Origin of the sequence: Streptomyces sp. NPDC096324, assembly GCF_044763015.1 — a bacterium.
Taxonomy (GTDB): Bacteria; Actinomycetota; Actinomycetes; order Streptomycetales; family Streptomycetaceae; genus Streptomyces.
Genome location: NZ_JBIWFK010000002.1, coordinates 579,773 through 601,864, shown reverse-complemented (window position 1 = coordinate 601,864; position 22,092 = coordinate 579,773). Strand labels below are relative to the sequence as shown.

Sequence of the window (22,092 nt, the reverse complement as noted above, 5' to 3'; positions counted from 1 at the left end):
CGTCACGTCGGTCCGGCCAACTCCCCCCGGAGCACGGTTCTCCGGCCTCCGCGGGCCGCATACTCCCCAAGGTCCTGTACGGCACCCTCAGGGGAGGCAGAGCATGGCCCACACCACCCGACGCACAGCCCTCACCACCCTCGGCGCCGCCCTCGCGGGCTCGTTCGCGCTGCCCGCACCGCGAGCCCTGGCGGGCGAGGCCGAGCCCCGGACCCAGCCCTTGTGGCGAGCCCACGCGCACAACGACTACGAGCACCCCCGCCCCCTCCTCGACGCGCTCGACCACCGCTTCGGCAGCGTCGAGGCCGACATCTACCTCGTCGGCGACCAACTCCTCGTCGCCCACGACCCGGCGGACCTCGATCCCACCCGCACCCTCGAATCCCTCTACCTCGAACCGCTGGCCGCCCGCGTCAGGGCCAACCACGGCTCGGTGTACCGGGGCCACCACCGGCCGCTGCAGCTCCTCGTCGACATCAAGACCGAGGGCTCCTCGACATACCTCGAACTCGACCGTCATCTGCGCCGCCACCGGCACCTGTTCACGTCGTACGCGCACGGCAGGGTGCGCCCCGGCCCGGTCACGGCGGTGATCTCCGGGGATCGCGCCGCGCGCGTCCCGATGGAGGCGCAGCCCGAGCGGCTCGCCTTCTACGACGGTCGGCTCGCCGACCTCGGCGGCGCCGCCCCCGCCTCCTTCATCCCGCTGATCAGCGACAACTGGACCCTCACCTTCGGCTGGCTGGGCGAGGGCCCGTTCCCGGACGCCGAACGCGAGAAGCTGCGGGGCATCATGGCCACCGCCCACGCGCGCCGGCAGAAGGTCCGGTTCTGGGCCACCCCGGACCTCGCGGGCCCGACACGCGAGGCGCTCTGGCGCGAACTGCTCGCCGCCGGCGTCGACTACTTCAACACCGATGACCTGGGCGGTCTCGAGGAGTTCCTGGACGCCCACGACGGACGGTAGAAGACCACCCGTTCGGGGGACACGTCAGCCGCCCGGCCGATCCCTCCGCTGCGCCACACTTGCGGCCGAACGCCGCGAAGCGGACGTGGCGGAGGAGGTTGACGATGGCCATTTCCATCTCGGTGGTGCTGCTGCTCCTGCTGCTGGCGGTGATCTTCCTGCGCAACGGAGGGCTGAAGATCTCGCACGCCCTGGTCTGCGCCCTGCTCGGGTTCCTGCTGGCCAGCACGAGCATGGCCCCGACCATCCACAGCGGTCTCACCGCCACGGCCGACATCGTGGGCAGCCTGACCCCGTGACCCGACCCCCGTGACCCGACCCCGTGGCCGGGCCGCGCCTCACGGGCCCTCGAACACCCCGATGCCGTTGGGGACGGGACGCTCGGCGCCGCCGCTCGGATGGTTGAGGACGCTGACGGCGTCCGCCCCCGGCTGTCGGGCGACCATCGTGGTGGATCCACCGCCGTCCAGACTGAAGGCGTCCTCGGACCCCAGCCGCTTCATCTCCCGAGTGACCTCGGCGATGGTGAGCCCGGCGCGGAACCTCGGCGCGCCGTCCAGGGCGAGGAGCTGCATCCGGCGACCGTGGTCGGAGAAGCCCACCGCGGTGCGTACGGCGGCGGTGCTGTCGTCCAGACCCGGCAGCGGCACGCCGTCGGTCATCATCGGATAGCCGCCGACCGCGAACCGGTAGGGCACCTTGGAGGACTTCGCGACCAGCCGGTGCCGTACCCCGACCGTCTCGCCCACGGAAAGCTTCCGCAGCTTCCGGGCACCCGCCTCGCGGCCGACCAGCACGGTGGTGCCCCGGGAGATGGGCCCGCTGCCGGGAGTGTCGGCCGCGGACACGACCCGCCCGTGGCGGACCGTCACCTCGTAGGTGTCGGTACTGCACGGCGCGGCCCGGTCCGTGTCCGTACCGCAGGTCGCGCGGACCCGCGAGACGCTTCCCCAGTCGGCGGTGAACGCGCCGAGGGAGTCCACCGGGAGCGCGTACTGGTTGAACCCGCCGAGCGGCCAGATTCCGTCGGGACCGCGGACGGATCCGTCGAGGACCACGTCGTCCAGCCGGGCCCGGTGGTCGACGCCCACACCGAACACGTCCTCGGTGTGCGTGCCGGGCGGCAGCGCCGGTCCGAACCGCTGGCCGTCGGGCACCGCGGCCTTGAGGCCCCGGCCGCTCGCGATCGCCGGGCCCACCGTCGCGCCCGTCGCCTCGACGCCCGGATGCTGGGTCTCCGTGATGTCGAAGAAGTCGCCGTTGACCCCGGCGACCGCGCCCCGGGAGTCGGCCAGTTGCGACACGGGAGCCCGCGCCGCCACCGCGCCCGGGTAGAGGAGGTCGACCCGTACATGGGGATTGCGCAGATCGACGGTCAGCACATGTGCGTGGGCCACACCCTTGGCCGCCGGGATGTCGAGCTCCGTGTACGCGACGCCGGGCGCGATACGGGTCACGCTCTCCGCGCCGGCGGCCGGTGCCGCCCCCGTCAGGGCCGCACCGGCCAGCGCTCCCGTTGCCGTGAAGACCGCAAGTGCCGTTCCGAACCGTCTGCCAGGACGTGTCACGGTGCCCCCTGATGTCTCGTCAACTCTGCCAGGACTCAGGGGAATTGCACCAGAGACGGGGACCCGGCCCGGTGGCTAGGCGCCGACGACGCGGGAACGGATCAGAAAACGCACTCCTTCGGGTGCTTCGAGGGAGAAGCCGCTGCCCCGGCCGGGCACGACGTCCACGATGAGCCGCGTATGGCTCCAGAGTTCGTACTGGCTCTTCGAGATCCAGAAGGAGACCGCCTCCGCGACCCCCTCGATCTCCAGATCGGCCAGCAGGACGTCGGAACCGCCGGTACGGAACTCGCCCTCCGGGTAGCACATGGGGGCGCTGCCGTCGCAGCAGCCGCCGGACTGATGGAACATCAGCGGACCGTGCAGGGTCCGCAGCCGCCGCAGCAGTTCGGCGGCAGCGGGCGTCAGTTCCACGCGCGGGACGACGTCCATCGGCTCTCCCCCTCGGGTCTCACGGCTGTCGCGCACCAGCCGACCAGACCGGACGTTGCGAGAGGGTTGCACACTTCGCGGGCACGGAAAAGGGCCGGTCCCCGGTGACACCCGCGTGATGCGGGTCCGTCACCGAGGACCGGCCTCGGAGGTGTTCGTGCCGGCCGACGGGGAGTCAGCCGTGGGCGTGGAGGCGGTGGGTCAGCAGATGCGCGGGAGCTGTTCGCCGAGCGGCATGTCCACCACCCGGGTGCCGCCCAGACCGGTGGCCGCGACCACCATTCCTGGGTGGTCGGGGACGCATTGGCCGATCGCCACGGACTCCTTGCCCAGCGGGTGCGCCCGCATCGCCGCGAGCACCGCGTCGGCGTGCTCGGCCGCGACGAACGCCACCAGCTTGCCCTCGTTGGCCACGTACATCGGGTCCAGACCGAGGAAGGCGCAGGCGTTGGCGACCGTCTCCGGGACGGGCAGGGACCGCTCGTCGAGCCGGATGCCGACCCGTGCCGCCGCCGCGATCTCGTTCAGCGAGGTGGCCAGACCGCCACGGGTCGGATCGCGCAGCACGTGCAGGTCGGGGCAGACGGCCAGCATGTCCGCGACCAGACCGGCCAGCGAGGCGGTGTCGCTCTGGATCTCGACACCGAACTCGAGACCCTCCCGCACGCTCATGATCGCCACCCCGTGCACGCCGATCGGCCCGCTGACCAGCACCACGTCACCGGGTGCCGCGCGCTGCGGACGGATGTCGACGCCCTCCGGGATCAGCCCGATCCCGGCGGTGTTGATGAAGATGCCGTCGCCGTGACCGGCGTCGACGACCTTGGTGTCGCCGGTCGCCACCACCACTCCGGCCGTCCGCGCCGCCTCGCCCATCGCCTCGGCCACGCGTCCCACGACGGAGAGCTCGACGCCCTCCTCCAGGATGAACCCGCAGGAGAGGTAGGCCGGTACGGCCCCCGCCATGGCCAGGTCGTTGACCGTGCCGTTGACGGCGAGGTCCCCGATGCTGCCGCCGGGGAAGAACAGCGGCCGTACGACGAAGGAGTCGGTGGAGAACGCGAGCCGGGCGCCGCCCAGCAGCAGATGGGCGGAGTCGCCGAGCTCGGCCAGCACGTCACTGCCGAAGGCGGGCGCGAACAGGTGCTCCACCAGTTCGGCGGAGAGCGTGCCGCCGCCGCCGTGCCCCATCACGATCCTGTCGTGGTCGCGCAGCGGCGCCGGACAGGTCCAGGAGGAGAAGTCGACCGGGGCGTATGCCGAGTCAGCCAACGGAGCTCGCCTCCTTGTCCGGGGTCTCCAGCCGCCGGTAGAGGTAGTAGGCGGCACACGCGCCCTCGCTGGAGACCATGGTCGCGCCCAGCGGATTGCGCGGGGTGCACTCCTTGCCGAACGCGGCGCACTCATGCGGCTTGATGAGGCCCTGGAGCACCTCGCCGCTGCGGCAGACGGTCGACTCCTCGGTCTCGATGTCCGTGACCGAGAAGCGGTGCTCGGCGTCGAACTCGCGGTACTTGGGCGACAGCCGCCAGCCGCTCCGCGGAATCATGCCGATCCCGCGCCAGGCCCGGTCGGTCACCTCGAAGACGTCGGAGAGCATGGCGCGGGCCGTGGGGCTTCCCTCGGGCTGCACCGCGCGCGGATAGGCGTTCTCCACGGTGTGCTCACCCGCCTCCAGTTGGCGCACCGCCCGGCGGATGCCCTCCAGGATGTCGAGCGGCTCGAAGCCCGTCACCACGATCGGCACCCGGTGCCGTTCGGCGAGTTCGGGATACTCGGCCATGCCCATCACCGTGCAGACGTGCCCGGCGGCGAGGAACGCCTGGACCCGGCAGTCGGGCGAGTTCATGATGGCGTCGATGGCCGGGGGCACCTTGACGTGCGAGACCAGCAGGCTGAAGTTGGGGATGCCCAGCTTCTTGGCCTGATAGACGGTCATCGCGTTGGGCGGTGCCGTGGTCTCGAAGCCGATGCCGAAGAACACGACCTGCCGGTCGGGGTTCTCCTGCGCGATCTTCAGCGCGTCCAGCGGCGAGTACACGACACGGACGTCCGCGCCCTCGCTCTTGACCTTGAACAGATCGCGTCCGCTGCCGGGCACGCGCAGCATGTCGCCGAAGGAGCAGAAGATCACGTCCGGTCGGGAGGCGATCTCCAGCGCCTTGTCGATGATCTCCAGCGGGGTCACGCAGACCGGGCAGCCCGGCCCGTGGATCAACTGGATCTCCTCGGGCAGGAGCTGGTCGATGCCGTGGCGGATGATCGAGTGCGTCTGGCCGCCGCAGACCTCCATGAGGGACCAGGGCCGGGTGGTGACGGCCCTGATGTCGTCGAAGAGTCGTTTGGCGAGGGCCGGGTCGCTGAACTCGTCCAGGTACTTCATGACCGCGCCTCCTTCTCGGCGCCCTCCAGGGGCGGTAGTCCGGTTCCGGCGGGGCGTTCGGCGCCGGCGTCCCGGGCGGCCTTGCCCCAGGCGTCGCCGAACTCCTCCTCCAGCACCCCGAGGTTCTCGAAGAGTTCCAGGGTCTGCTTCGCCGATTCCTCGTCCAGCCGTTGCAACGCGAATCCCACATGGACGATGGCGTAGTCACCGACCTTCATGTCCGGCACGTATTCCAGACACACATCCTTGACGACACCGCCGAAGTCCACCTTGGCCATCCGCGTCGCGTCACGTTCCTCGATCTCCAGCACTCGGCCGGGTACGGCCAGACACATGACTTGCTCCTGCCTCGCTCGTGCGCTTCGCCGCGCGGCCGCGGCCTAGTCCATCGACCGGGCGGCGACGACGAGCTGACCGAGGGCCAGTCCGCCGTCGTTGGGGGGAACCCTGTGGTGCCTCAGCACGGTGAAGCCGTCCCGTTCCAGGACGGCACCGCAGGCCTCGGTGAGCAAGGCGTTGCAGAACACCCCGCCGCTGAGGGCGACGGTGTCGATGCCGGTCCTCCTCCGCGCCACCGTGCACACCTCCAGGACCAGACCGGTCACGGCCCGATGGAACCGACGGGCCATCGGACCGGGTCCGGCGCCGGCTTCGGCATCCGCGACGGCGGCGGCCAGGACCGGCGCCGGATCGGCGATCAGCGGCGCTTCGGGGTCCTGACGGACCGCTCTCAGCATGAACCGGTACGCGTCGTTCCGCTCGTCGTCGGCGAGCGGCCCCGCCAGGTCGCCCACCGCCGCGTTCTCCAGCTCCATGGCGGCCTGCGCCTCGTACTCCACCCGGTGACAGACGCCCGAGAGCGAGGACACCGCGTCGAAGAGGCGTCCCATGCTGGACGTCGGAACGCAGTTGAAGCCCCGTTCGAGCTGCCGTTCGAGCAGTCGGCGCTCCTCCGGTGTGGCCGCCGCGACGCACGGCAGCGCGTCCCGCCAGGGCAGTCCCGCGGCCCGCAGATGCGACAGGGCCATCCGGTAGGGATTGCGTACGGCCGCGTCGCCGCCCGGCAGCGGGACATAGCCCAGATGGGCGAACCGCCGGTATCCGTCGTAGTCGGCGAGGAGCACCTCACCGCCCCACACCGCCCCGTCGTCGCCGTAGCCGGTCCCGTCGAAGGCGATCCCGATCACCGGCGCCGAACCGTCGAGCCCGTGCTCGGCCATCGCCGAGGCGACATGGGCGTGGTGGTGCTGCACCTGGCGCAGCGTCAGTCCGCGGGCCTCGGCGGCGCGCCGGGCCCACTGGGTCGCGCGATAGCCGGGATGCCGGTCGGCGACGAGCAGGCGCGGTGTGACGGCGGTGAGGTCCGTCAGATGGCCGGTGGCCCGCTCGAAGGCGCTCAGGGTGGCCAGGTCGTCCATGTCCCCGACGTGCGCGGACAGCCAGGCGTAGCGGCCGTCCCCGGCGCAGAAGGTGTTCTTCAGGTCGCCGCCCACCGCCAGCGCCGGGACCACCGGCACCGGAAGCGCGATCGGGAAGGGGGCGTAGCCGCGCGAACGCCGCACCGGGAGCTCGGCTCCCGCGCAGACCCGGACCACCGAGTCGTCGCAGGGCACGTGAATGGGCCGGTCGTGCGCGAGCCAGGCGTCGGCGAGCCCCGCCAGCCGGGTCAGCGCCTCGGCGTCGTCGGTGACGATGGGTTCGCCCGAGCGGTTCCCGCTGGTCATGACCAAGACGGCGGGACCCGGGGGGTCACCGGGCAGACCGAGCAGCAGCCGGTGCACCGGCGTGTACGGGAGCATGAAGCCGAGGTCGGGGCTGCCGGGCGCGACGCCCGCCGCGATCTCGTCGCCCGTCCCCGCCCGCCGCCGCAGCAGGACCACTGGTTTGCGCGGCCCGAGGAGCAACTCCCGCTCCTCGGGCCCGACATGGGCCAGCCGCCGGACGGTCTCCAGTGAGCCGGCGAGCACCGCGAAGGGTTTGCCGCCGCGGTTCTTGCGCTTGCGCAGGGTGCGTACGGCCGCGGGATCCCCCGCGTCGCACGCCAGGTGGTAGCCGCCGATGCCCTTGACCGCGACCACGGCGCCCTCGGCCAGCAGCCGGCGGGCCTCGGCGAGTGCCTCCCCGCCCCGCAGCTCGCCCGGATCGTCCGCTCCCGTGCGCAGTGTGAGCCGGGGACCGCAGGCGGGGCAGGCGATCGGCTGGGCGTGGAAGCGCCGGTCGGACGGGTCCGCGTACTCGCGGGCGCAGTCCCCGCACATCGGGAAGCCCGCCATGGTGGTGCTGTCCCGGTCGTACGGCAGCGCGGTCACGATCGTGAACCGCGGGCCGCAGTGCGTACAGGTGATGAAGGGATGCCGGTGGCGCCGGTCGGCGGGGTCCGCGAGTTCGCGCAGACAGGCGTCGCAGGTCGCGGTGTCCGGGGAGACCAGGGTGCGGCCCGGCCCCCCGGAGGAGGGCCGGATGGTGAACACCGAGCCGTCGTTCTCCAGCGGTACGGCCCGCTGCTCGACCGACTCGACCACGGCGAGCGGCGGCGGTCGCGTCCCGACCCGCGCGCAGAACTCCGCGACGTCGGCGGCCGGGCCCTCCACCTCGGCCTCGACGCCGCGCGCGTTGTTGGTGACCCAGCCGCTCAGCCCCAGTTCCTCCGCGAGGGTGTACACGAAGGGCCGGAAACCCACCCCCTGGACCACACCCGTGACCGTGATGTGCCGGCGCTCGCGCCCCGGGGCCCGCTTCACCGCGCCTGCCCGTCCACGGGCGCGTGCCCGCCGGAGCGTTCGTGGCTGTGCTCGTGCGCGTGGCTGTGCTCGTGCTCGTGGTCGTGGTCGTGCTCGCGGCCGTTCCCGTTCTCGTGGCTGTGCAGGTACCGCTCGTGCTGCCGCGCCAGGACCGGTACGTGCGCCTCCTCGCCGGCCGCGCAGCGCAGGACGTGCGCCAGCAGGGCGTCGACCCCCTGGCCGGTGCGCGCCGAGGTCTCCAGGACCGGCACTCCGGGATTGACCTGCCGGACACCTCGCAGGAACGCCTCCCGGTCGAAGCCGACGACGTCCCCGATGTCGGTCTTCGTGACCACGACCAGGTGCGCGAGTCCGAAGGCCGTCGGGTACTTGACCGGCTTGTCCTCGCCCTCGGTCACCGACGCGAGCGCGATGCGCAGGGTCTCCCCGAGGTCGTAGGAGGCGGGGCAGACGAGATTGCCGACGTTCTCGACGAACAGCAGGCGGGTGCCCTCCGGCAGCCAGTCCTCGAGCCGCCGCTGGAGCATGCCCGCCTCCAGATGACACAGCCCGTCCGTGAGGATCTGCCGCACCGGTGCCCCGGAGCGGGCCAGCCGTGTCGCGTCGTTCTCGGTCGCCAGGTCGGCGGTGACGGCGGCCGCCGGGACACCGCCCGCCACGGCGCGCGCGAGCAGCAGTTCGAGCAGGGCCGTCTTGCCGCTGCCGGGACTCGACAGCAGGTTCACCGCCACCGTCCCGCGGTCACCCAGATAGCCCCGCAGGGCCAGCGCGTTCTCGTCGTTCTTGGCGAGCACGGCCTGATGCAGGTCAACGGTGCGGCACATGGCTCGCCTCCTCGTCGCGTACCGGCGGCCCGGACGGCGCGGGCCGAGGCCCGTCGTCCGCGCCCTTCCCGTCCGGGCCCGGCTCGCCCTTCCCGTCCGGAGCGGCGTCCGCGGGCCCGTTCGGATGCGGTGACCCGTCGGCCAGCGTCACCCGGACGATCTCCAGCTCCCGGCCGCCGAGCAGGGTCAGCGGCGCCCCGCACCCGGCGCACCACAGCACCGGAGGCATCCCGGTCCGCGCCTCGCGGCCGCAGCCCTCGCAGCGGCCCCGGGCATCGACAGTCTCGATCAGCAGGCGTGCCCCCGCCAGCGCGGTGCCCTCCGTCGCGAGCCCGAACGAGAACTCCAGTGCCTCGGGCACCACCCCCGCCAGCTCGCCGATCCGCAGGGTCAGCGATTCGACCGCGCGGCCCCGGTCCCGCACGGCCTCCTCGACCTGTTCGACGACCGCCACCGCGATCGACAGCTCATGCACGGCCCTCACCTCCCGCCGCCGGCCCGACGCGCGGCGCCGCCGCGCCCGGATGTGAGGCCCGCGCATGGCTGGTTACCCTGAGACCACGATGACCGGGCAAGAGGTCGAGAGACGCGCTCTGCTCACCCCGGTGCTGCTCCTGTTGCTGGCCGAACGCCAAGGTCATGGCTATGAACTGGTGCAGCGCCTGGGCGCTTTCGGCTGCGGCGACGCGGACCAGGCGCATGTGTACCGGCTGCTGCGGGGCATGGAGAGCAGCGGTGAGGTCACCTCGCACTGGCGCGCCTCGGAGAGCGGCCCCGCACGCCGGGTCTACGCGATCACCCAGCAGGGTGCCATGAACCTCGCGCTGTGGTTCGTGCGCCTGGGTGAACTCCACGGCACCCTGCATCTCTTCCTTGAGCGCTATGTGCAGCTCGAGGACGTCGGTGGTCGCGCGGGGCGCGACGGCGGCGGTCCGCGCGCCGGAGCGCACCCGCCGGATCACGCACGTCCGCCGGATCACACGCATCCACCGGATCACATGCGCCGGATGCGCAAGTAGCGGCGGATGTCCGACAGGTTCCTCGCGACTCCGTAGGCCACTACGAGGCCCGCGGCCAGGCCAACCCATTGCCATTCCATCCTTGCCTCCATCGTGGTCAGCTCCTCCGGGACACGGAGGGAGCGCGGCGTACGAGGTCGAGCACCAGGTCGGCGGCGGCGTCCACGGCACCGGCCACCGGGGGAGTCAGGCCCATGCCCTCGCCGGTGTCGAGGGGTTCGCAGCCGATGACGTACACCTGCTCCGGGAGGGTGCCGCCCGCGCCGGCGTGCAGATCGTGCAGCAGGGCCAGCACGGTGGCGGGGTCCATGGCGTGCGTGTCCAGCGGGCCGGGTCCGGGACGCGCCGAGGGCGGTTCGGGGCCGACGTCGATCGTGTACAGCGTGCCCGGTGGACCGTCGCGGCTGACGAGGTCCACCAGGACGAGCGTCCGGTAGCCCTCCAGCAGCCGGTAGGCGAGGTGCACCCCACGGATGCCGGCGTCCATCAGCTCGACGCCGGGCGGCGGTCCGGGCACGCGGGCGGCGAGCCGTCGTACGGTCTCCACCCCGAACCCGTCGTCCTGGAGGAACACGTTGCCGACTCCGGCGACGAGAGTCCGGCCGGTCCCGTGCCCTTCGGCGGGACCGGACGGGCCGGTGTACGCGGGTCCGGTCATGTCGCCTCCTCCTCCCGCTCCTTGAGGGGTGCCACCTCGTCGGGCTTGAAGTAGAGGAAGCGGCCCTGGGCCCGGCGTACGTCGGTGCCAGGGTCGTCGTCCACGACGACGGCGAGATGCGTCTCGCCGTCCAGGTCGCCGACCACGGCCTCGACCGTGGCGTGCCGGCCGTGCAGGAACGAGTCCTGGGCGTCCGAGCGCCGGGCGCCGGGGGTCAGCCTGACCCTGCTCCCGGCCCGTACCGTCTCGCCGTCGACGACGACGGCGTCGGGCACCTCGGCCACATCGGCGTCCTGCGCCGGGTCCCACCAGGGGTGCCCGGGACCCTGGGGCAGACTCAGCCCGGTGTCGGGGGCGGCGGCGGGCGGTTCGCCCGCGGTGTCGTCGCCGGTGACCTCGCGCAGCCCCCGGATCGCCCCGTGGAGCCGTTCGCGGACCGCGCCCGGCATGGCGTCGACCAGGTCGATGACGTCGGCGGCGCGGGCGTCCGTGCCGCGGGCCTCGCGCTTCTCCCGGTCGGTGAGCGCGGCCGTGCGCAGCGAGAGGATCTCGTCGATCTCGGTGGCGTCGTAGAGGGGCCCCGGGCTCTCCTCGGCGACGGCGGGATGATCCTCCAGGATGATCGACGAGGACAGCATGACGTCGTCCGCGCCGGGCGGGCCCGCGAGCACGGGCCAGGTACGGTCGTTCCGGCAGCTCGCGGCGGCCGGGCGGGCCCACTCCGGCGGGTCCGTCAGCGACAGGAACCGGCCGCCGGGAACGCCGAACAGCAGATGGGTGCCGATCAGGCTGTGGGCGAGCGCGGTCTCGCGGTCGGCGCCGGCCTCCTCCGGGACGGTGGTGGTGTTGTGCACGCTCACCGTGAGCCGCAGCACCCGGTACGGTCCGGGCAACTCCTCGACGCGCGGGCGCAGTTCGCCGGTCAGCCGCTTTCTGCGCCGCACGAGACGGCCCAGCGTCCGGCCCTCGTCGTCGGTCACCGGCTCGTACTCCACGGCGTCGGGGAGGTCGAACCGTACGGCGTGGACCGATGCCTGATCACCCGTCAGTCCGTCGAGCGGTTCATGGATCAGGACGCGTTCCTCGTGTCCCTCGTCCCACGGAACCAGCACCCGGTCGGGCAGGTCGAGTTCGGGGACCTCCGTGTATCCGCCGTCGGCGTCGAGCCGTTCGACCGTGCGCCGCCTCACGTGCAGGAAGCGCAGTTCGGCGTGGAGCCGGTCGCCCTTGCGGGGCTCCAGCAGGCACTCCGTGCGCTGGACGGAGTGTTCCCCGGTCGTGGCGGTCCAGGCGGGCGGCACCAGGACGCCGAACTGCCAGCGCAGTTGGTTCTTCGCGGCGGAGGCGCGGTAGGGGTAGAGGACGTAGCCCTCGAACAGGACGGCGTCCGCCACCGCGCGGGCCCGCTCGAAGCGGTCCTCCAGCGGATTGCTCATCTCAGTCGGCCCCCTTCGCGTCGGCGGTGGCGAGGAGTTCGTCGAAGACCCGCTCCCAGGAGGGCAGGGCGTGCGCGGACCGGTAACGGCGCAGCGCGTCGAGGACGTCCAGCCGGACCCGCAGCCAGCCCGAGTTGGGGAAGTACTGCTCGATCATGTTCCGCCACACGTCCACCGGCATCCGGTACGACGTCTCCTTGTGCCAGGGCACGGGCTCGGCCCGGAAGCCGTCGCGGCCGGTGAACACCGTGCCGGAGAACAGCAGGAGCAGCGGGACCTCGCCACGGGTCAGCGCCCGGAAGTACGACGCGGACGCGACCTCGGTGTCGTAGGTGCAGGGCACCGGGAGATCGACCTCCGCCGTGCCGGTGAATCCCGGGACCGTGATGGAGGTGTGGGCGAACTGGAGTGGCTTCAGCGTGCTGTTCCAGCGGCTCGGCTCACCGAACAGGTCGCCCAGCATGCCGACCTCCTCCGGCTCGTACGACCGTCCCGCGGGCTCGATGCGGATCTGGCAGCGCAGCGCGAGGGCGTGCACCGGCTGGTGGTCCGCCTCCTCGATGCGCAGCCCGAAGAGCAGTGTGGGCCCGGCTCCGTACGGTTCGGGGCGCACACCGGTGCAGGTGAACTGGAGATCGGTCACGGGGCGCCCCCGGGGTTCTCCGTGTTCCCGGCGCTCGCCACGCTTCCTGCGGTCCGCGTGCTCCCTGAACTCTCCGCGCTCCCCGTGTTCGCCAGAGGCCGGGCGGCCGCGGTGATCCGTTCCAGGAACTCCGCGATGTCCGCGCGTGCCTCGGCACCGCCGTCGAAGCCCTTCCAGTGCAGCCGCATCCGTCCGACCAGTTCGTAGCAGACGTCGACCGGGACGAGGGTGCAGGTCACCGCCCCGCTCCGGCCGCGGTGCAGCAGCAGCGCCTCCACATCGGGTTCCAGCAGCTCCGCCAGCCTGCTGCGGCCGAGCACCGCGTCCCAGGTCGCCGGGTCGAGTTCGCTCTCGGTGGCGCCCGCCGGGCTCGGATAGAAGGCGGCGAGCCGGCCGAGCTCGGAATTGCGGAAGAAGAAGGCGAGCGCGACGGGGATCTGCAGCCGGTTCCAGCCGGCCTCGTCCAGGACGAACCCGGGATCGGTGAGATACCGGTCCGGGACCGCCCGGAAACGGCCCTGTCCCGCGCCCGGCCGGGTGAACAGCAGATGGCAGGGCGGGCAGGAGCACTTCAGGGACCGCCGGGAGGTGTCGACGAGATGCCGGTGCTCGGCCGGCAGCGGCTCCCCGCACAGGTCGCAGCGCTCGCCCTCGGGCGGCGGCCGCCGGGTGAACTGCCTGAGGACGTCCGCGGTCATGGCCCGGCCCCCAGCAGCTCGCCGGGCAGCGCCACCCGCACCGACCCGTCCTCCTCCAGCAGCGGTACGGGTTCCAGATGGCCCTGGTCGCCCCGGCCCGCCCGGCGGACGTCGAACCCGGCGCCGCAGCCCGCGCAGACCAGCAGTTCGCCGTCCAGGACGGCCGCGGCGAGGCCCGCCGCGCACAGGGGGCAGCGGTCGCGGTAGGCGTACAACTGCCCCGGCAGGCGGATCAGCAGCAGGGTGTGGCCCGCGACCTCGGCGACCCCGGTGGCGCCGTCGCCCGCCGGCAGCGAGCGTGGGCCGAGTTCGTACCAGCGCGCCGCCTCGCCCGGTTCCCCGGACGGTGCCGCCTCGCCCGGGGTGTCCTCCGGGCGGTGCGGCAGGATCTGGAGGAGCGCCGGTTCCGGACTCCCGTCGGCCATGCCCTCGACCTCGATGTGCGCGACCTCGGGGGCGATCCGGGCGACCGCCTCCTCGATGGTCCACCGCACGGTCTGGGTGGAGGAGGGACAGCCGTCGCAACTGCCGCGCAGCCTGAGCCGCAGCGTCGGACCACCGGCCGTCTCCAGTTCGAGCCCGGCCACCTCCACGTCACCCGCGTGCGAGCCGAGGTAGGGGCGGACCTTGTCGAGGGCCCGGCCCACCCGGGTCGCGGTGTCCTCGGGGTGCAGATCGTGCAGGATCAGCAGATCGCTGACGAGTTCGTCGGCGGTGAGGACGGCGAGGGGGTCCGCGCCGTCCGGGGCGGAGCGCAGCAGGCGTACGGTCCGAGCCAGGCCCTCGCCGTAGAACTCCATGAGGCAGCGCACCAGTTCGTCGGCGATGTCGCGCGCCTCCGGTCCCGCCCGCTGCGCCAGCTCGTCGAGCAGCGCGCCTATCCGCTCGCCCGTCTCCTGTCCGGCCATCGGCTAGCCCCTCTCCTGAGGAAGGTCGATCGCGAGGAAGGTCGGATCGCGATGAACGTCGGATGCCGGAAGGTCAGCCGGCCAGTCCGCTCAGCCCCGTCGGCAGGTGCGTCTGTTCCACGGTCCGCCCGCCGCCGACGTACATGTGCACTCCGCACGGCAGACACGGGTCGAAGCTGCGGACGGCCCGCATGATGTCGATGCCCTTGAAGTTCTCGGGCGGGTTCTCCTCGAAGATGGGCGTGTTCTGCACGGCGTCCTCGTACGGGCCCGGTGTGCCGTAGGAGTCGCGCACACTGCCGTTCCACGGGGTCGGCGGGTACGGGTGGTAGTTGGCGATCTTGCCCTCCCTGATCACCATGTGGTGGGAGAGCACACCTCGTACCGCCTCGGTGAAGCCGCAGCCGATCGACTCGTCCGGCACGTCGAACTTCTCCCAGGTCTGGGTGCGTCCGGCCCGTACCTCCTCCATCGCCTGCTCGGCGAAGTGGAGGGCGGCAGCGGCGGCGTACGCCTGGAAGTAGGTGCGGGCCCGGTTGCGTTCGAGGGCGTTGCTCCACTGCGGGATCTTCCACTCCAGCGCCATCTCGGGCTTGGTCATCGTGCGCGGCAGGTTGATCTGCACGCTGTGCCCGGTGGCCTTGATGTAGCCGATGTCGACGAGACCGGACAGCGCCGTGGACCACAGCCGGGCGATCGGGCCGCCACCGGTGTCCAGGGCCAGATGGTCGGTGCCGTCGAACCAGCGCGGCGACATGACCCAGCTGTACTTGTCGTCGAAGTCCCGCTTCTGCGGGGCCGGGATGGTGTGCTGGTTCCACGGGTGCCGTTCGTCGATGGGGTTCCCGAGCGGGTCCTGCTCGACGAACTTCTCCATGCCGGACCAGTCCTCGTAGTACGAACTGCCGAGCAGGATGCGGATGCCGAGGTTGATGTCGACGAGGCTGTTGGTGACCAGCTTGCCGTCCACGACGACGCCCGGGGTGACGAACATCCGCCGGCCCCAGTTCTCCATGTTGGCGTACTGGAAGTCGCAGTACTCCGGGTCGTTCAGAGCGCCCCAGCAGCCCAGCAGCACCCGGCGCCTGCCCACCTCCTCGTACCCGGGCAGGGCCTCGTAGAAGAAGTCGAAGAGGTCGTCGTGGAGCGGGACGACCCGCTTCATGAACTCCACGTAGCGGGTGAGCCGGGTCAGGTAGTCGGTGAAGAGCTGGATGGTCGCGACCGTGCCGACACCGCCCGGGTAGAGCGTGGAGGGGTGCACATGGCGTCCCTCCATCAGACAGAACATCTCCCGGGTGTAGCGGCTGACCTGGAGCGCCTCACGGTAGAACTCGCCCTCCAGCGGGTTCAGCGAGCGCATGATGTCGGCGATGGTGCGGTAGCCGTGGTCGGCCGCGTGCGGGGCCTCGGTGCGTTCGGCCTGTTCGAGCACGCCGGGATTGGTCTCGCGGACCATCCGCTCGCAGTAGTCCACACCGACCAGGTTCTCCTGGAAGATGTTGTGGTCGAACATGTACTCCGCGGCCTCACCGAGGTTGATGATCCACTCGCCGAGGTGCGGGGGAGCCACGCCGTACGCCATGTTCTGGGCGTAGACCGAGCACGTGGCGTGGTTGTCGCCGCAGATGCCGCAGATCCTGCTGGTGATGAAGTGCGCGTCACGCGGGTCCTTGCCGCGCATGAACACGCTGTACCCGCGGAAGACGGACGAGGTGCTGTAGCACTCCGCGACCCGCTTCGCCTTGAAGTCGATCTTGGTGTGGATGCCGAGACTGCCGACGATGCGGGTGATCGGGTCCCACGACATCTCCGTGAGGCCGTCACCGGCCGGCTTGTTCGTCGCCGTCGCCATGGTGCCGCGCCACCTTCCTGTCGAGTGTCCTGCTCAGCGGGTGTCCGTGGTCACCACGGGGCCTTGTAGCCGGTCGTGAGCTCCTCGCCCTTGCCGCGCCACTTCGGTTCCTTGTCGACGGTCTTCGCGGTGATGTTCCGCAGGCGTCGTATGACGGATCCGTAGATGCCGCTCGCCGTCGCGGACACATGGCCGCCCGGCGGCTCGTCCATGAACGGCATGAACTTGTCGGGGAAGCCCGGCATGGTGCAGGCGATGCAGATCCCGCCGACGTTCGGGCAGCCGCCCACGCCGTTGATCCAGCCGCGCTTGGGTACGTTGCACTTGACCACCGGGCCCCAGCAGCCGAGCTTGACCAGGCACTCCGGGGATCCGTACTCGTTCGCGAACTGTCCCTGCTCGTAGTAGCCGGCGCGGTCGCAGCCCTCGTGGACCGTGGCCCCGAACAGCCAGGTCGGCCGCAGCTCCTCGTCCAGCGGGATCATGGGCGCGGCGCCCGCCGCCTGGTACAGCAGATAGAGCAGGGTCTCGGAGGCGTTGTCCGGGTGCACGGGGCAGCCCGGGATGCAGACGATCGGAATGCCCGCCTTGGACTTCCACTCCCAGCCGAGGTAGTCGGGCACCCCCATCGCGCCGGTCGGGTTGCCGGCCATCGCGTGGATACCGCCGTACGTCGCGCAGGTGCCGATGGCGACCACGGCGAGCGCCTTGGGGGTGAGCCGGTCCAGCCACTCACTGGTGGTGATCGGCTGACCCGTCTCCGGGTCGTCCCCGAAGCCGCACCAGTAGCCCTCGGGCTTGACCCGCTCGTTGGGAATGGATCCCTCGACGACCAGCACGAAGGGCTCCAGCTCGCCCCGGTCGGCCTTGAAGAACCATTCGACGAAATTGTCCGCGCCCTCCACGGGCCCGCACTCGAAGTCGATCAGGGGCCAGTGCACCGCCACCTTGGGCAGTCCCGGCAGGGCGCCGAGCGCCAGTTCCTCGATGCTCGGCTGGGTCGCGGCGGTCAGGGAGACCGAATCTCCGTCGCAGCTCAGCCCCGCGTTGATCCAGAGAATGTGGACGGTCGGGTCCTCCTGCGCGTCGTCCTGCGCGGCCGGGCCCGCCGTCGTCGCGGTCGGGGCGTCCATGAGCCCTCCTGGGATCAGCTCATTCAGGTCATAGCTGGCCAAACGGCCTTTCCCATGGTTACCGCCAGGGAGCGTCGGCGGTAAGTGCGAACGGGCCCTATCGCCGCCCCGCACCCGTGTCCGTGGCGGCGGCGGGCCGTGCGGCGGTCGCCGGATGGCGCGAAATGTTCGCAAAATTGCTGGGTATTTTGTTAACAATCTTGTAGCGTGCGTGACGCCTTGGGCCCGAGGTGCCAGTGGATCACTCGATACGCAGCAACTCGATATGCAACAAGAGGAGACCCCATGCAGTCGCTCTCGGAATCCTCCGATCGAGCAGCCTCCACCCGTCCGGCGGGTGGAGGGGAAGGACGCACCCCAGGCCGTGGGCGTCGTGTGAGGGGCATGGCGATAGCGGGCTCACTCGCCCTGACGGCGTTCGCGGTGCCCTCGTCCGCGATCGCGTCCCAGGGACAGACCGCGTCGCACGCGCACGCCGTGGACCCGGAGGACGCCGCGCTGGCCTTCGACGCCGGCGCCTACACGACGCTCACCGTCACCGTAGACGGGCAGCCGGTCGAGGTGCGCTCCTACAAGGAACTCTGCTACGTCGCCGACCCGGTCGCCGCGGCCGCGCAGCAGTCCGGCATCAACGGTTCCACCACCATCGCGAACACGCGCTGCGGCTACGAGAGCATGAACGTCTTCGTGCCCGAGAGCGCCTTCGACGACCAGCGCGCGCCCGTCTACTTCGCGGTGAACAACGCGGGCTGGATGGCCAGTTACATCAAGGCGAGTGTCACCGACGGCGCGTCCTACAACAGCGCGACGAGCAACGTCGGCGCGGCGCTGAAGGCCGGTTACGTCTTCGTGGACGTCGCCAACCGCAGCCGCGGGCTGGCCGGCGCCGACGGATCCTCGCCGGGCAAGGCCCCCGCCGCGGCGGTCGACGCCAAGGCCGCGGTGCGCTACCTCCGTCTCAACGACGCCGCCATGCCCGGCAGCGCCGAGCGGATCGTCGTCAACGGCACCAGCGGAGGCGGCGCGCTGTCCTCGATCCTCGGCGCTTCGGGCAACAGCGCGGAGTACGACACCTACCTCGCCGCGATCGGCGCCGCGGGCATCGACTCCAAGGGCCGCAGCACCCTGCGCGACGACGTGTTCGCGGTCAACGCGTACTGCCCGATCACCGACCTCGGCAACGCCGACACGGCCTACGAGTGGCTCTACAACGTCCTCGGCACCCGTGACGCGACCGGCTCGAACGCCACGCCCGAGGACGCCGCCGAGATCGCGGCCGGGTTCCCCGCGTACGAGAAGAGCCTCAAGCTCCGCAATCCTGACGGATCGAGGCTCACCGCCGACGACATGCTCGACACGATCAGGAAGGAGGTGATCCGCTCCGCGGAGACCTATATGAGGGCCGACCCGGCCAACACCGTTCCGGCGCTCGGAGCCACCTTCGACATCACGTCCGGCGGGCCCGGCGGGACCACCACCAAGTCGTACGTCAACGACTGGATCGACGTCGACAACGCGACGGACAAGGTGGTGTCGGTCGAGATGGCGAAGTACCTGAAGTTCGTCGCCACCCAGGCCACGCTGAAGACGACGCCCGCCTTCGACGCCGTGGGCGTGCACGGGAACACCACCAGCCGGACGGAGACCAACCTCTTCGGCCCGTACACCCAGACGTACATGAACTACACCGAGTGGAGCTGGAACCACAACGACGTCGCCGGTGACGGCAGCGGCACCGACGACACCGGGCTGACCTGGGACCAGTACACCGGCAAGCGGAGCACGACCCTCGACGACCAGATCCACCTCGTCGACCCCATGGACTTCGTCGGCACGAGCGCCGACACCGCGCCGAACTGGTACGTCCGCAACGGCACCCGCGACCGGGACACCTCCTTCATCATCTCGGTCAACCTGGACCGGGTGCTGGAGGCGGACAAGCAGGTCAAGAACGTCGACTACCGGCTCGCCTGGAACCAGCCGCACGCCGGCAACTACGACGTGCCCGAGGCGATGGCCTGGATCGCCGAGGTGGTCGGAAAGGCCGGCGATCCGCTCGCCGGCCCGCACCACGGCTCCGTCTCGCACTAGCCGCGCCGACAGAGCCACGTGAGCCGAGGGGGCCCGCCCGGGCGGGCCCCTGTGCCGGCGGGAGCGCCCCGGCCAACGTGACGGCCCGTGCGGGCCGGAGGCTCCGTGCCGGCCGGAGGGCCCCGTGCCGGCCGGAGCCGTCGGCCCGGACGTTCGCTACTCGGTCACCGGTCCGTCGTCTCCCGCCGGTTCGTCGTCCGCCGGTAGCGGTGCTCCCGCATTCATCTGGATCACCATGTACCCCTCCCCGTCCCCGGGCGGCCGGGTCCACGAACGGGTGGTGAACGAGTGCAGCCGCCCGCCCCGGATCGCGTGACGCGGCAGATGGACGCCGAACTCCGCGGCCACCGCTTCCAGTAGCCGCCGTTCCACCTCGGCGCCGCCCTCCGATCCGCCGAAGAACCGGTCGGGGTCCAGCGTCTCCGGTATCTCCCCGCTCCTCCTGACCTTCCCCTCCGCGTACGTGAACGCGCACCGCTCGGTACCGTCCCGCGCCACCGAGAGGTGGAAGAACGGCTCCCCGTGCCGTGCCCCGAGGCCGCTCCACACCACCACCGCGCGGGTGGCCGCGCCGACGCGTGTCGCGGGGGAGACGAACCGCTGCCGGTTGAAGGGGGCGGGGGCGCCGTCGTAGGCGAAGCTCCAGCCGTCGCCGGCCCGGCCGACCGCCACGAGGGCCTCGTCGTCGTAGGAGGAGAACTCCCGCTTGCCGCGCAGGGATCTGCTCCGTGCCTCCCAGAGGGTCATGGGTTCGTCGAGCCCGGAGCCGCCGTCCGCGAGACGTCCGGGCATCTCCCGCGGTTCCACACCCTCCACCAGGACGAAGCGGTAGGACCTGCGGTTGTCGCCCCGCTCCGGCTCCGCGAGCCACGCCAGGCCGCCGGGGTCGAGATCGGGCGTCGGATCAGGGACCTCACCGGCCTGCCCGCCCCTCGGCGTGGACAGCAGCTCGCGGCCCCGCTCCGGGGTCAGCAGCGGCCCGAGCACGGGGTCGGCCACCCACCCCAGTGGTGCCAGATGATCGGGTCCCAAGGGCTCCCACAAGGGCACGGCGTCCCGCAGTGTCCGCCACGCCCCGTCGGTGTCTCCCCACCGCGCCGTCTCCCGCGCCCGCTCGACAGCCTCCCCGAACGCACCGCCCGGTGTGTACCGGTAGGTCCCGCTCCTCACCTGATCCAGCGTCGCGTAGGCGAGTGTCACCAGGTCGTCATCGGCGCCCCGCAGATGGAACTTCAGCGTCGAGTCGTCCCCGTACGAGTTCGCCGCGTGCTCGGCGACCAGCGGCGGCAGCAGATCGGACGCGTACCGAGGGTCCGTCACCAGGTCCTCGTAATACACCATGGAGGTCTTGCCGAGCAGACGCCGTATCTGGTCACCCAGACCGGCGGCCCGGGGCCTGCCGTAACTCCTGGCATCGTCCAGCGCCGCCACGGCCCGCTCCCAGCCGCCGCCCAGCGTCTCCAGCCGCGCCTCGGCCACCCGGGCGTCCTGCTCCCGTGTCGTGTCGTTGACGAACACCGGCTCCCCGTCGCCCCCGTGCGCCCGCAGACTGTGGAACTCCCGGTGCATGTCCCGCATGAACTCGAGGAAGTTCGCGTGCCGTTCGGGCGGCTCGGCGCGCCAGCTCGCCCAGGTGTACACGGCCCACTCGCCGTCCTCGTCCACGTCCTCGGGATCCATCAGGACGTAGGTGGCGTCGGACTCCACGTCGAGCTGCAGTCCGCGCCGCCAGATGTCCACTTCCCTGCGCTCCTCGGGCCCGGCGTCCTCGTCCAGATACTCCTCGAACGACTCCCCGAGTCCCGACGCGTCGTCGTGCCAGTCGGCGCCCCGGGTCCCCGCCAGCAGCCACACGAACCCGCCCGCGTGCCGCCAGCCGTCCGTGACCTTGAGGAACTCCCGGTACGACGGGGGCATGCGCCGGCCCAGGCGCTCCTCCATGGCCGCGATCCGTTCCTCGGACGCGGGCGGGAAGCCCAGCCAGCGCGCCTGCCGGGCGCTCGCGTCCTCGTCCCGTGTCTCGTCCTCGGGCAGGGAATCCGCCCACTCCCCGCTCCAGGTGAGCAGGAAGGGCCGCCAGGCGAACGTCGTGGTCTCGGTCATGAATCCGATGCTGCCACCCGCCACTGACAGTGGCCCCGCGCACGCCGTCGGTGATGCGGCCCGCAGTGACGCGAGCCGCGGTGCCCCGCAGTCGCCGACTGGGGCCGAGGGCAGGCGATTTGGAGTGTATGACCGAATTGCCCCCCAAAGTGTCGGACATCACTGGGCCGGGCTCCACCCGGCCAACTCGACTGCGAGACATGAGTTTCCCCTGAGGAATGCGGTGCCCGCCGTCGGTCGGGTACTTGCGGATCGAGTTCGCCTCCCGCAGAGTCCAGGACCGTTCAGTCCGCCATTGCCCACCGGCTTTGCGTGGCACACCTGTGTCGCATGGGGGCGAAAGGTCACGCGTACATGCCAATGAATCGTACAATTGATATGCGTAAACATCGTCGTCCTCGCGCCATGCGAACGAAATTGGGTGCGCTCGCGGTCGCCACCGCCGCGGTCGCCGGAGGCGTCCTTACGCAAACGGATCAGGCGGAGGCGTCCACTCCCGCCGTCGTGGTCGATTCCCTTTCCGTGTCGGCGGCCTCGAACGGTCAGTCCAAAGCCGCCGCCGCGGTCCACAGCGCCAAAACGATCAAACTGCAGTCGCTGACCGTCGCCGTACGGTCCGCCGACGGTGGTAAG

At 71.3% G+C, this 22,092-nt stretch carries 21 protein-coding genes; 4 read left to right on the top strand and 17 right to left on the bottom strand.

Going from position 1 to position 22,092, the window contains the following annotated elements; all coding sequences use genetic code 11:
• Window positions 1-103 precede the first annotated feature (103 nt).
• Both ACIQ7M_RS06120 and ACIQ7M_RS06115 read left to right on the top strand, forming a co-directional pair.
• Window positions 104-967 carry a phosphatidylinositol-specific phospholipase C/glycerophosphodiester phosphodiesterase family protein gene (locus ACIQ7M_RS06120; protein ID WP_403640259.1) on the top strand — a complete coding sequence of 288 codons (864 nt, stop codon included), beginning with the start codon at window positions 104-106 and terminating at the stop codon, window positions 965-967.
• A gap of 104 nt (window positions 968-1,071) precedes the next feature.
• Window positions 1,072-1,266: a hypothetical protein gene (locus ACIQ7M_RS06115; RefSeq protein WP_355772382.1), complete on the top strand. Its 195-nt coding sequence runs from the start codon at window positions 1,072-1,074 to the stop codon at window positions 1,264-1,266.
• A gap of 39 nt (window positions 1,267-1,305) precedes the next feature.
• On the opposite strand, the gene ACIQ7M_RS06110 is transcribed toward ACIQ7M_RS06115, so the two are convergent.
• From ACIQ7M_RS06110 to ACIQ7M_RS06075, 8 genes are all read right to left on the bottom strand, one after another.
• Window positions 1,306-2,535, bottom strand: coding sequence for a phosphodiester glycosidase family protein (locus ACIQ7M_RS06110; protein WP_403640255.1), 1,230 nt, complete (start codon window positions 2,533-2,535; stop codon window positions 1,306-1,308).
• Between the two features lie 75 nt (window positions 2,536-2,610).
• Window positions 2,611-2,967 carry a DUF779 domain-containing protein gene (locus ACIQ7M_RS06105; protein ID WP_355772386.1) on the bottom strand — a complete coding sequence of 119 codons (357 nt, stop codon included), beginning with the start codon at window positions 2,965-2,967 and terminating at the stop codon, window positions 2,611-2,613.
• A 201-nt stretch (window positions 2,968-3,168) separates the two neighbouring features.
• Window positions 3,169-4,158, bottom strand: coding sequence for a hydrogenase expression/formation protein HypE (gene hypE / locus ACIQ7M_RS06100; RefSeq protein WP_403640924.1), 990 nt, complete (start codon window positions 4,156-4,158; stop codon window positions 3,169-3,171).
• Between the two features lie 73 nt (window positions 4,159-4,231).
• On the bottom strand, window positions 4,232-5,350 hold the full coding sequence (gene hypD / locus ACIQ7M_RS06095; protein WP_355774389.1) for a hydrogenase formation protein HypD: 1,119 nt from the start codon (window positions 5,348-5,350) through the stop codon (window positions 4,232-4,234).
• A complete protein-coding gene (locus tag ACIQ7M_RS06090; protein WP_328455029.1) occupies window positions 5,347-5,685 on the bottom strand; it encodes a HypC/HybG/HupF family hydrogenase formation chaperone in 339 nt (112 codons plus the stop codon). The genes hypD and ACIQ7M_RS06090 overlap by 4 nt, the downstream gene beginning before the upstream one ends.
• Before the next feature lie 45 nt (window positions 5,686-5,730).
• Window positions 5,731-8,091 carry a carbamoyltransferase HypF gene (hypF, locus tag ACIQ7M_RS06085; protein WP_403640250.1) on the bottom strand — a complete coding sequence of 787 codons (2,361 nt, stop codon included), beginning with the start codon at window positions 8,089-8,091 and terminating at the stop codon, window positions 5,731-5,733.
• Window positions 8,088-8,915, bottom strand: a complete 828-nt coding sequence (gene hypB / locus ACIQ7M_RS06080) for a hydrogenase nickel incorporation protein HypB (RefSeq protein WP_403640247.1) — start codon at window positions 8,913-8,915, stop codon at window positions 8,088-8,090. Before hypB ends, hypF begins: the two co-directional genes overlap by 4 nt.
• A complete protein-coding gene (locus tag ACIQ7M_RS06075; protein ID WP_403640244.1) occupies window positions 8,899-9,390 on the bottom strand; it encodes a hydrogenase maturation nickel metallochaperone HypA in 492 nt (163 codons plus the stop codon). The genes hypB and ACIQ7M_RS06075 overlap by 17 nt, the downstream gene beginning before the upstream one ends.
• A gap of 88 nt (window positions 9,391-9,478) precedes the next feature.
• On the opposite strand from ACIQ7M_RS06075, the gene ACIQ7M_RS06070 reads away from it, so the two are divergent.
• Window positions 9,479-9,934, top strand: coding sequence for a helix-turn-helix transcriptional regulator (locus ACIQ7M_RS06070; protein WP_403640241.1), 456 nt, complete (start codon window positions 9,479-9,481; stop codon window positions 9,932-9,934).
• On the opposite strand, the gene ACIQ7M_RS06065 is transcribed toward ACIQ7M_RS06070, so the two are convergent.
• The 8 genes from ACIQ7M_RS06065 to ACIQ7M_RS06030 form a co-directional block, all read right to left on the bottom strand.
• Complete coding sequence (locus tag ACIQ7M_RS06065; RefSeq protein WP_386981260.1) at window positions 9,910-10,014, bottom strand: DUF6893 family small protein; 105 nt, start codon at window positions 10,012-10,014, stop codon at window positions 9,910-9,912. The genes ACIQ7M_RS06070 and ACIQ7M_RS06065 overlap by 25 nt on opposite strands.
• 17 nt (window positions 10,015-10,031) lie before the next feature.
• Window positions 10,032-10,592 (bottom strand): hydrogenase maturation protease, encoded by a 561-nt coding sequence (locus tag ACIQ7M_RS06060; protein WP_355774373.1) that lies wholly within the window; start codon window positions 10,590-10,592, stop codon window positions 10,032-10,034.
• Complete coding sequence (locus ACIQ7M_RS06055) at window positions 10,589-12,028, bottom strand: hypothetical protein (protein ID WP_403640238.1); 1,440 nt, start codon at window positions 12,026-12,028, stop codon at window positions 10,589-10,591. The genes ACIQ7M_RS06060 and ACIQ7M_RS06055 overlap by 4 nt, the downstream gene beginning before the upstream one ends.
• Before the next feature lies 1 nt (window position 12,029).
• Entirely contained in the window at window positions 12,030-12,671 is a 642-nt protein-coding gene (locus ACIQ7M_RS06050) for a DUF6084 family protein (RefSeq protein WP_403640235.1), read from the bottom strand.
• The gene (locus ACIQ7M_RS06045; protein WP_403640232.1) at window positions 12,668-13,369 is read right to left on the bottom strand and encodes a DUF5947 family protein; all 702 of its coding nucleotides are present in this window, start codon (window positions 13,367-13,369) and stop codon (window positions 12,668-12,670) included. The genes ACIQ7M_RS06050 and ACIQ7M_RS06045 overlap by 4 nt, the downstream gene beginning before the upstream one ends.
• Window positions 13,366-14,277, bottom strand: coding sequence for a NifU family protein (locus ACIQ7M_RS06040; RefSeq protein ID WP_403640229.1), 912 nt, complete (start codon window positions 14,275-14,277; stop codon window positions 13,366-13,368). The genes ACIQ7M_RS06045 and ACIQ7M_RS06040 overlap by 4 nt, the downstream gene beginning before the upstream one ends.
• Window positions 14,278-14,350: 73 nt before the next feature.
• Window positions 14,351-16,132, bottom strand: coding sequence for a nickel-dependent hydrogenase large subunit (locus ACIQ7M_RS06035; protein WP_386981187.1), 1,782 nt, complete (start codon window positions 16,130-16,132; stop codon window positions 14,351-14,353).
• Between the two features lie 50 nt (window positions 16,133-16,182).
• Window positions 16,183-17,265, bottom strand: a complete 1,083-nt coding sequence (locus tag ACIQ7M_RS06030; protein ID WP_382786989.1) for a hydrogenase expression protein HypE — start codon at window positions 17,263-17,265, stop codon at window positions 16,183-16,185.
• 384 nt (window positions 17,266-17,649) lie between these two features.
• On the opposite strand from ACIQ7M_RS06030, the gene ACIQ7M_RS06025 reads away from it, so the two are divergent.
• Window positions 17,650-19,356 carry a subtype B tannase gene (locus ACIQ7M_RS06025; RefSeq protein WP_403640225.1) on the top strand — a complete coding sequence of 569 codons (1,707 nt, stop codon included), beginning with the start codon at window positions 17,650-17,652 and terminating at the stop codon, window positions 19,354-19,356.
• A 156-nt stretch (window positions 19,357-19,512) separates the two neighbouring features.
• On the opposite strand, the gene ACIQ7M_RS06020 is transcribed toward ACIQ7M_RS06025, so the two are convergent.
• Window positions 19,513-21,459, bottom strand: coding sequence for an SMI1/KNR4 family protein (locus tag ACIQ7M_RS06020; protein WP_403640222.1), 1,947 nt, complete (start codon window positions 21,457-21,459; stop codon window positions 19,513-19,515).
• Between the last annotated feature and the right edge of the window lie 633 nt (window positions 21,460-22,092).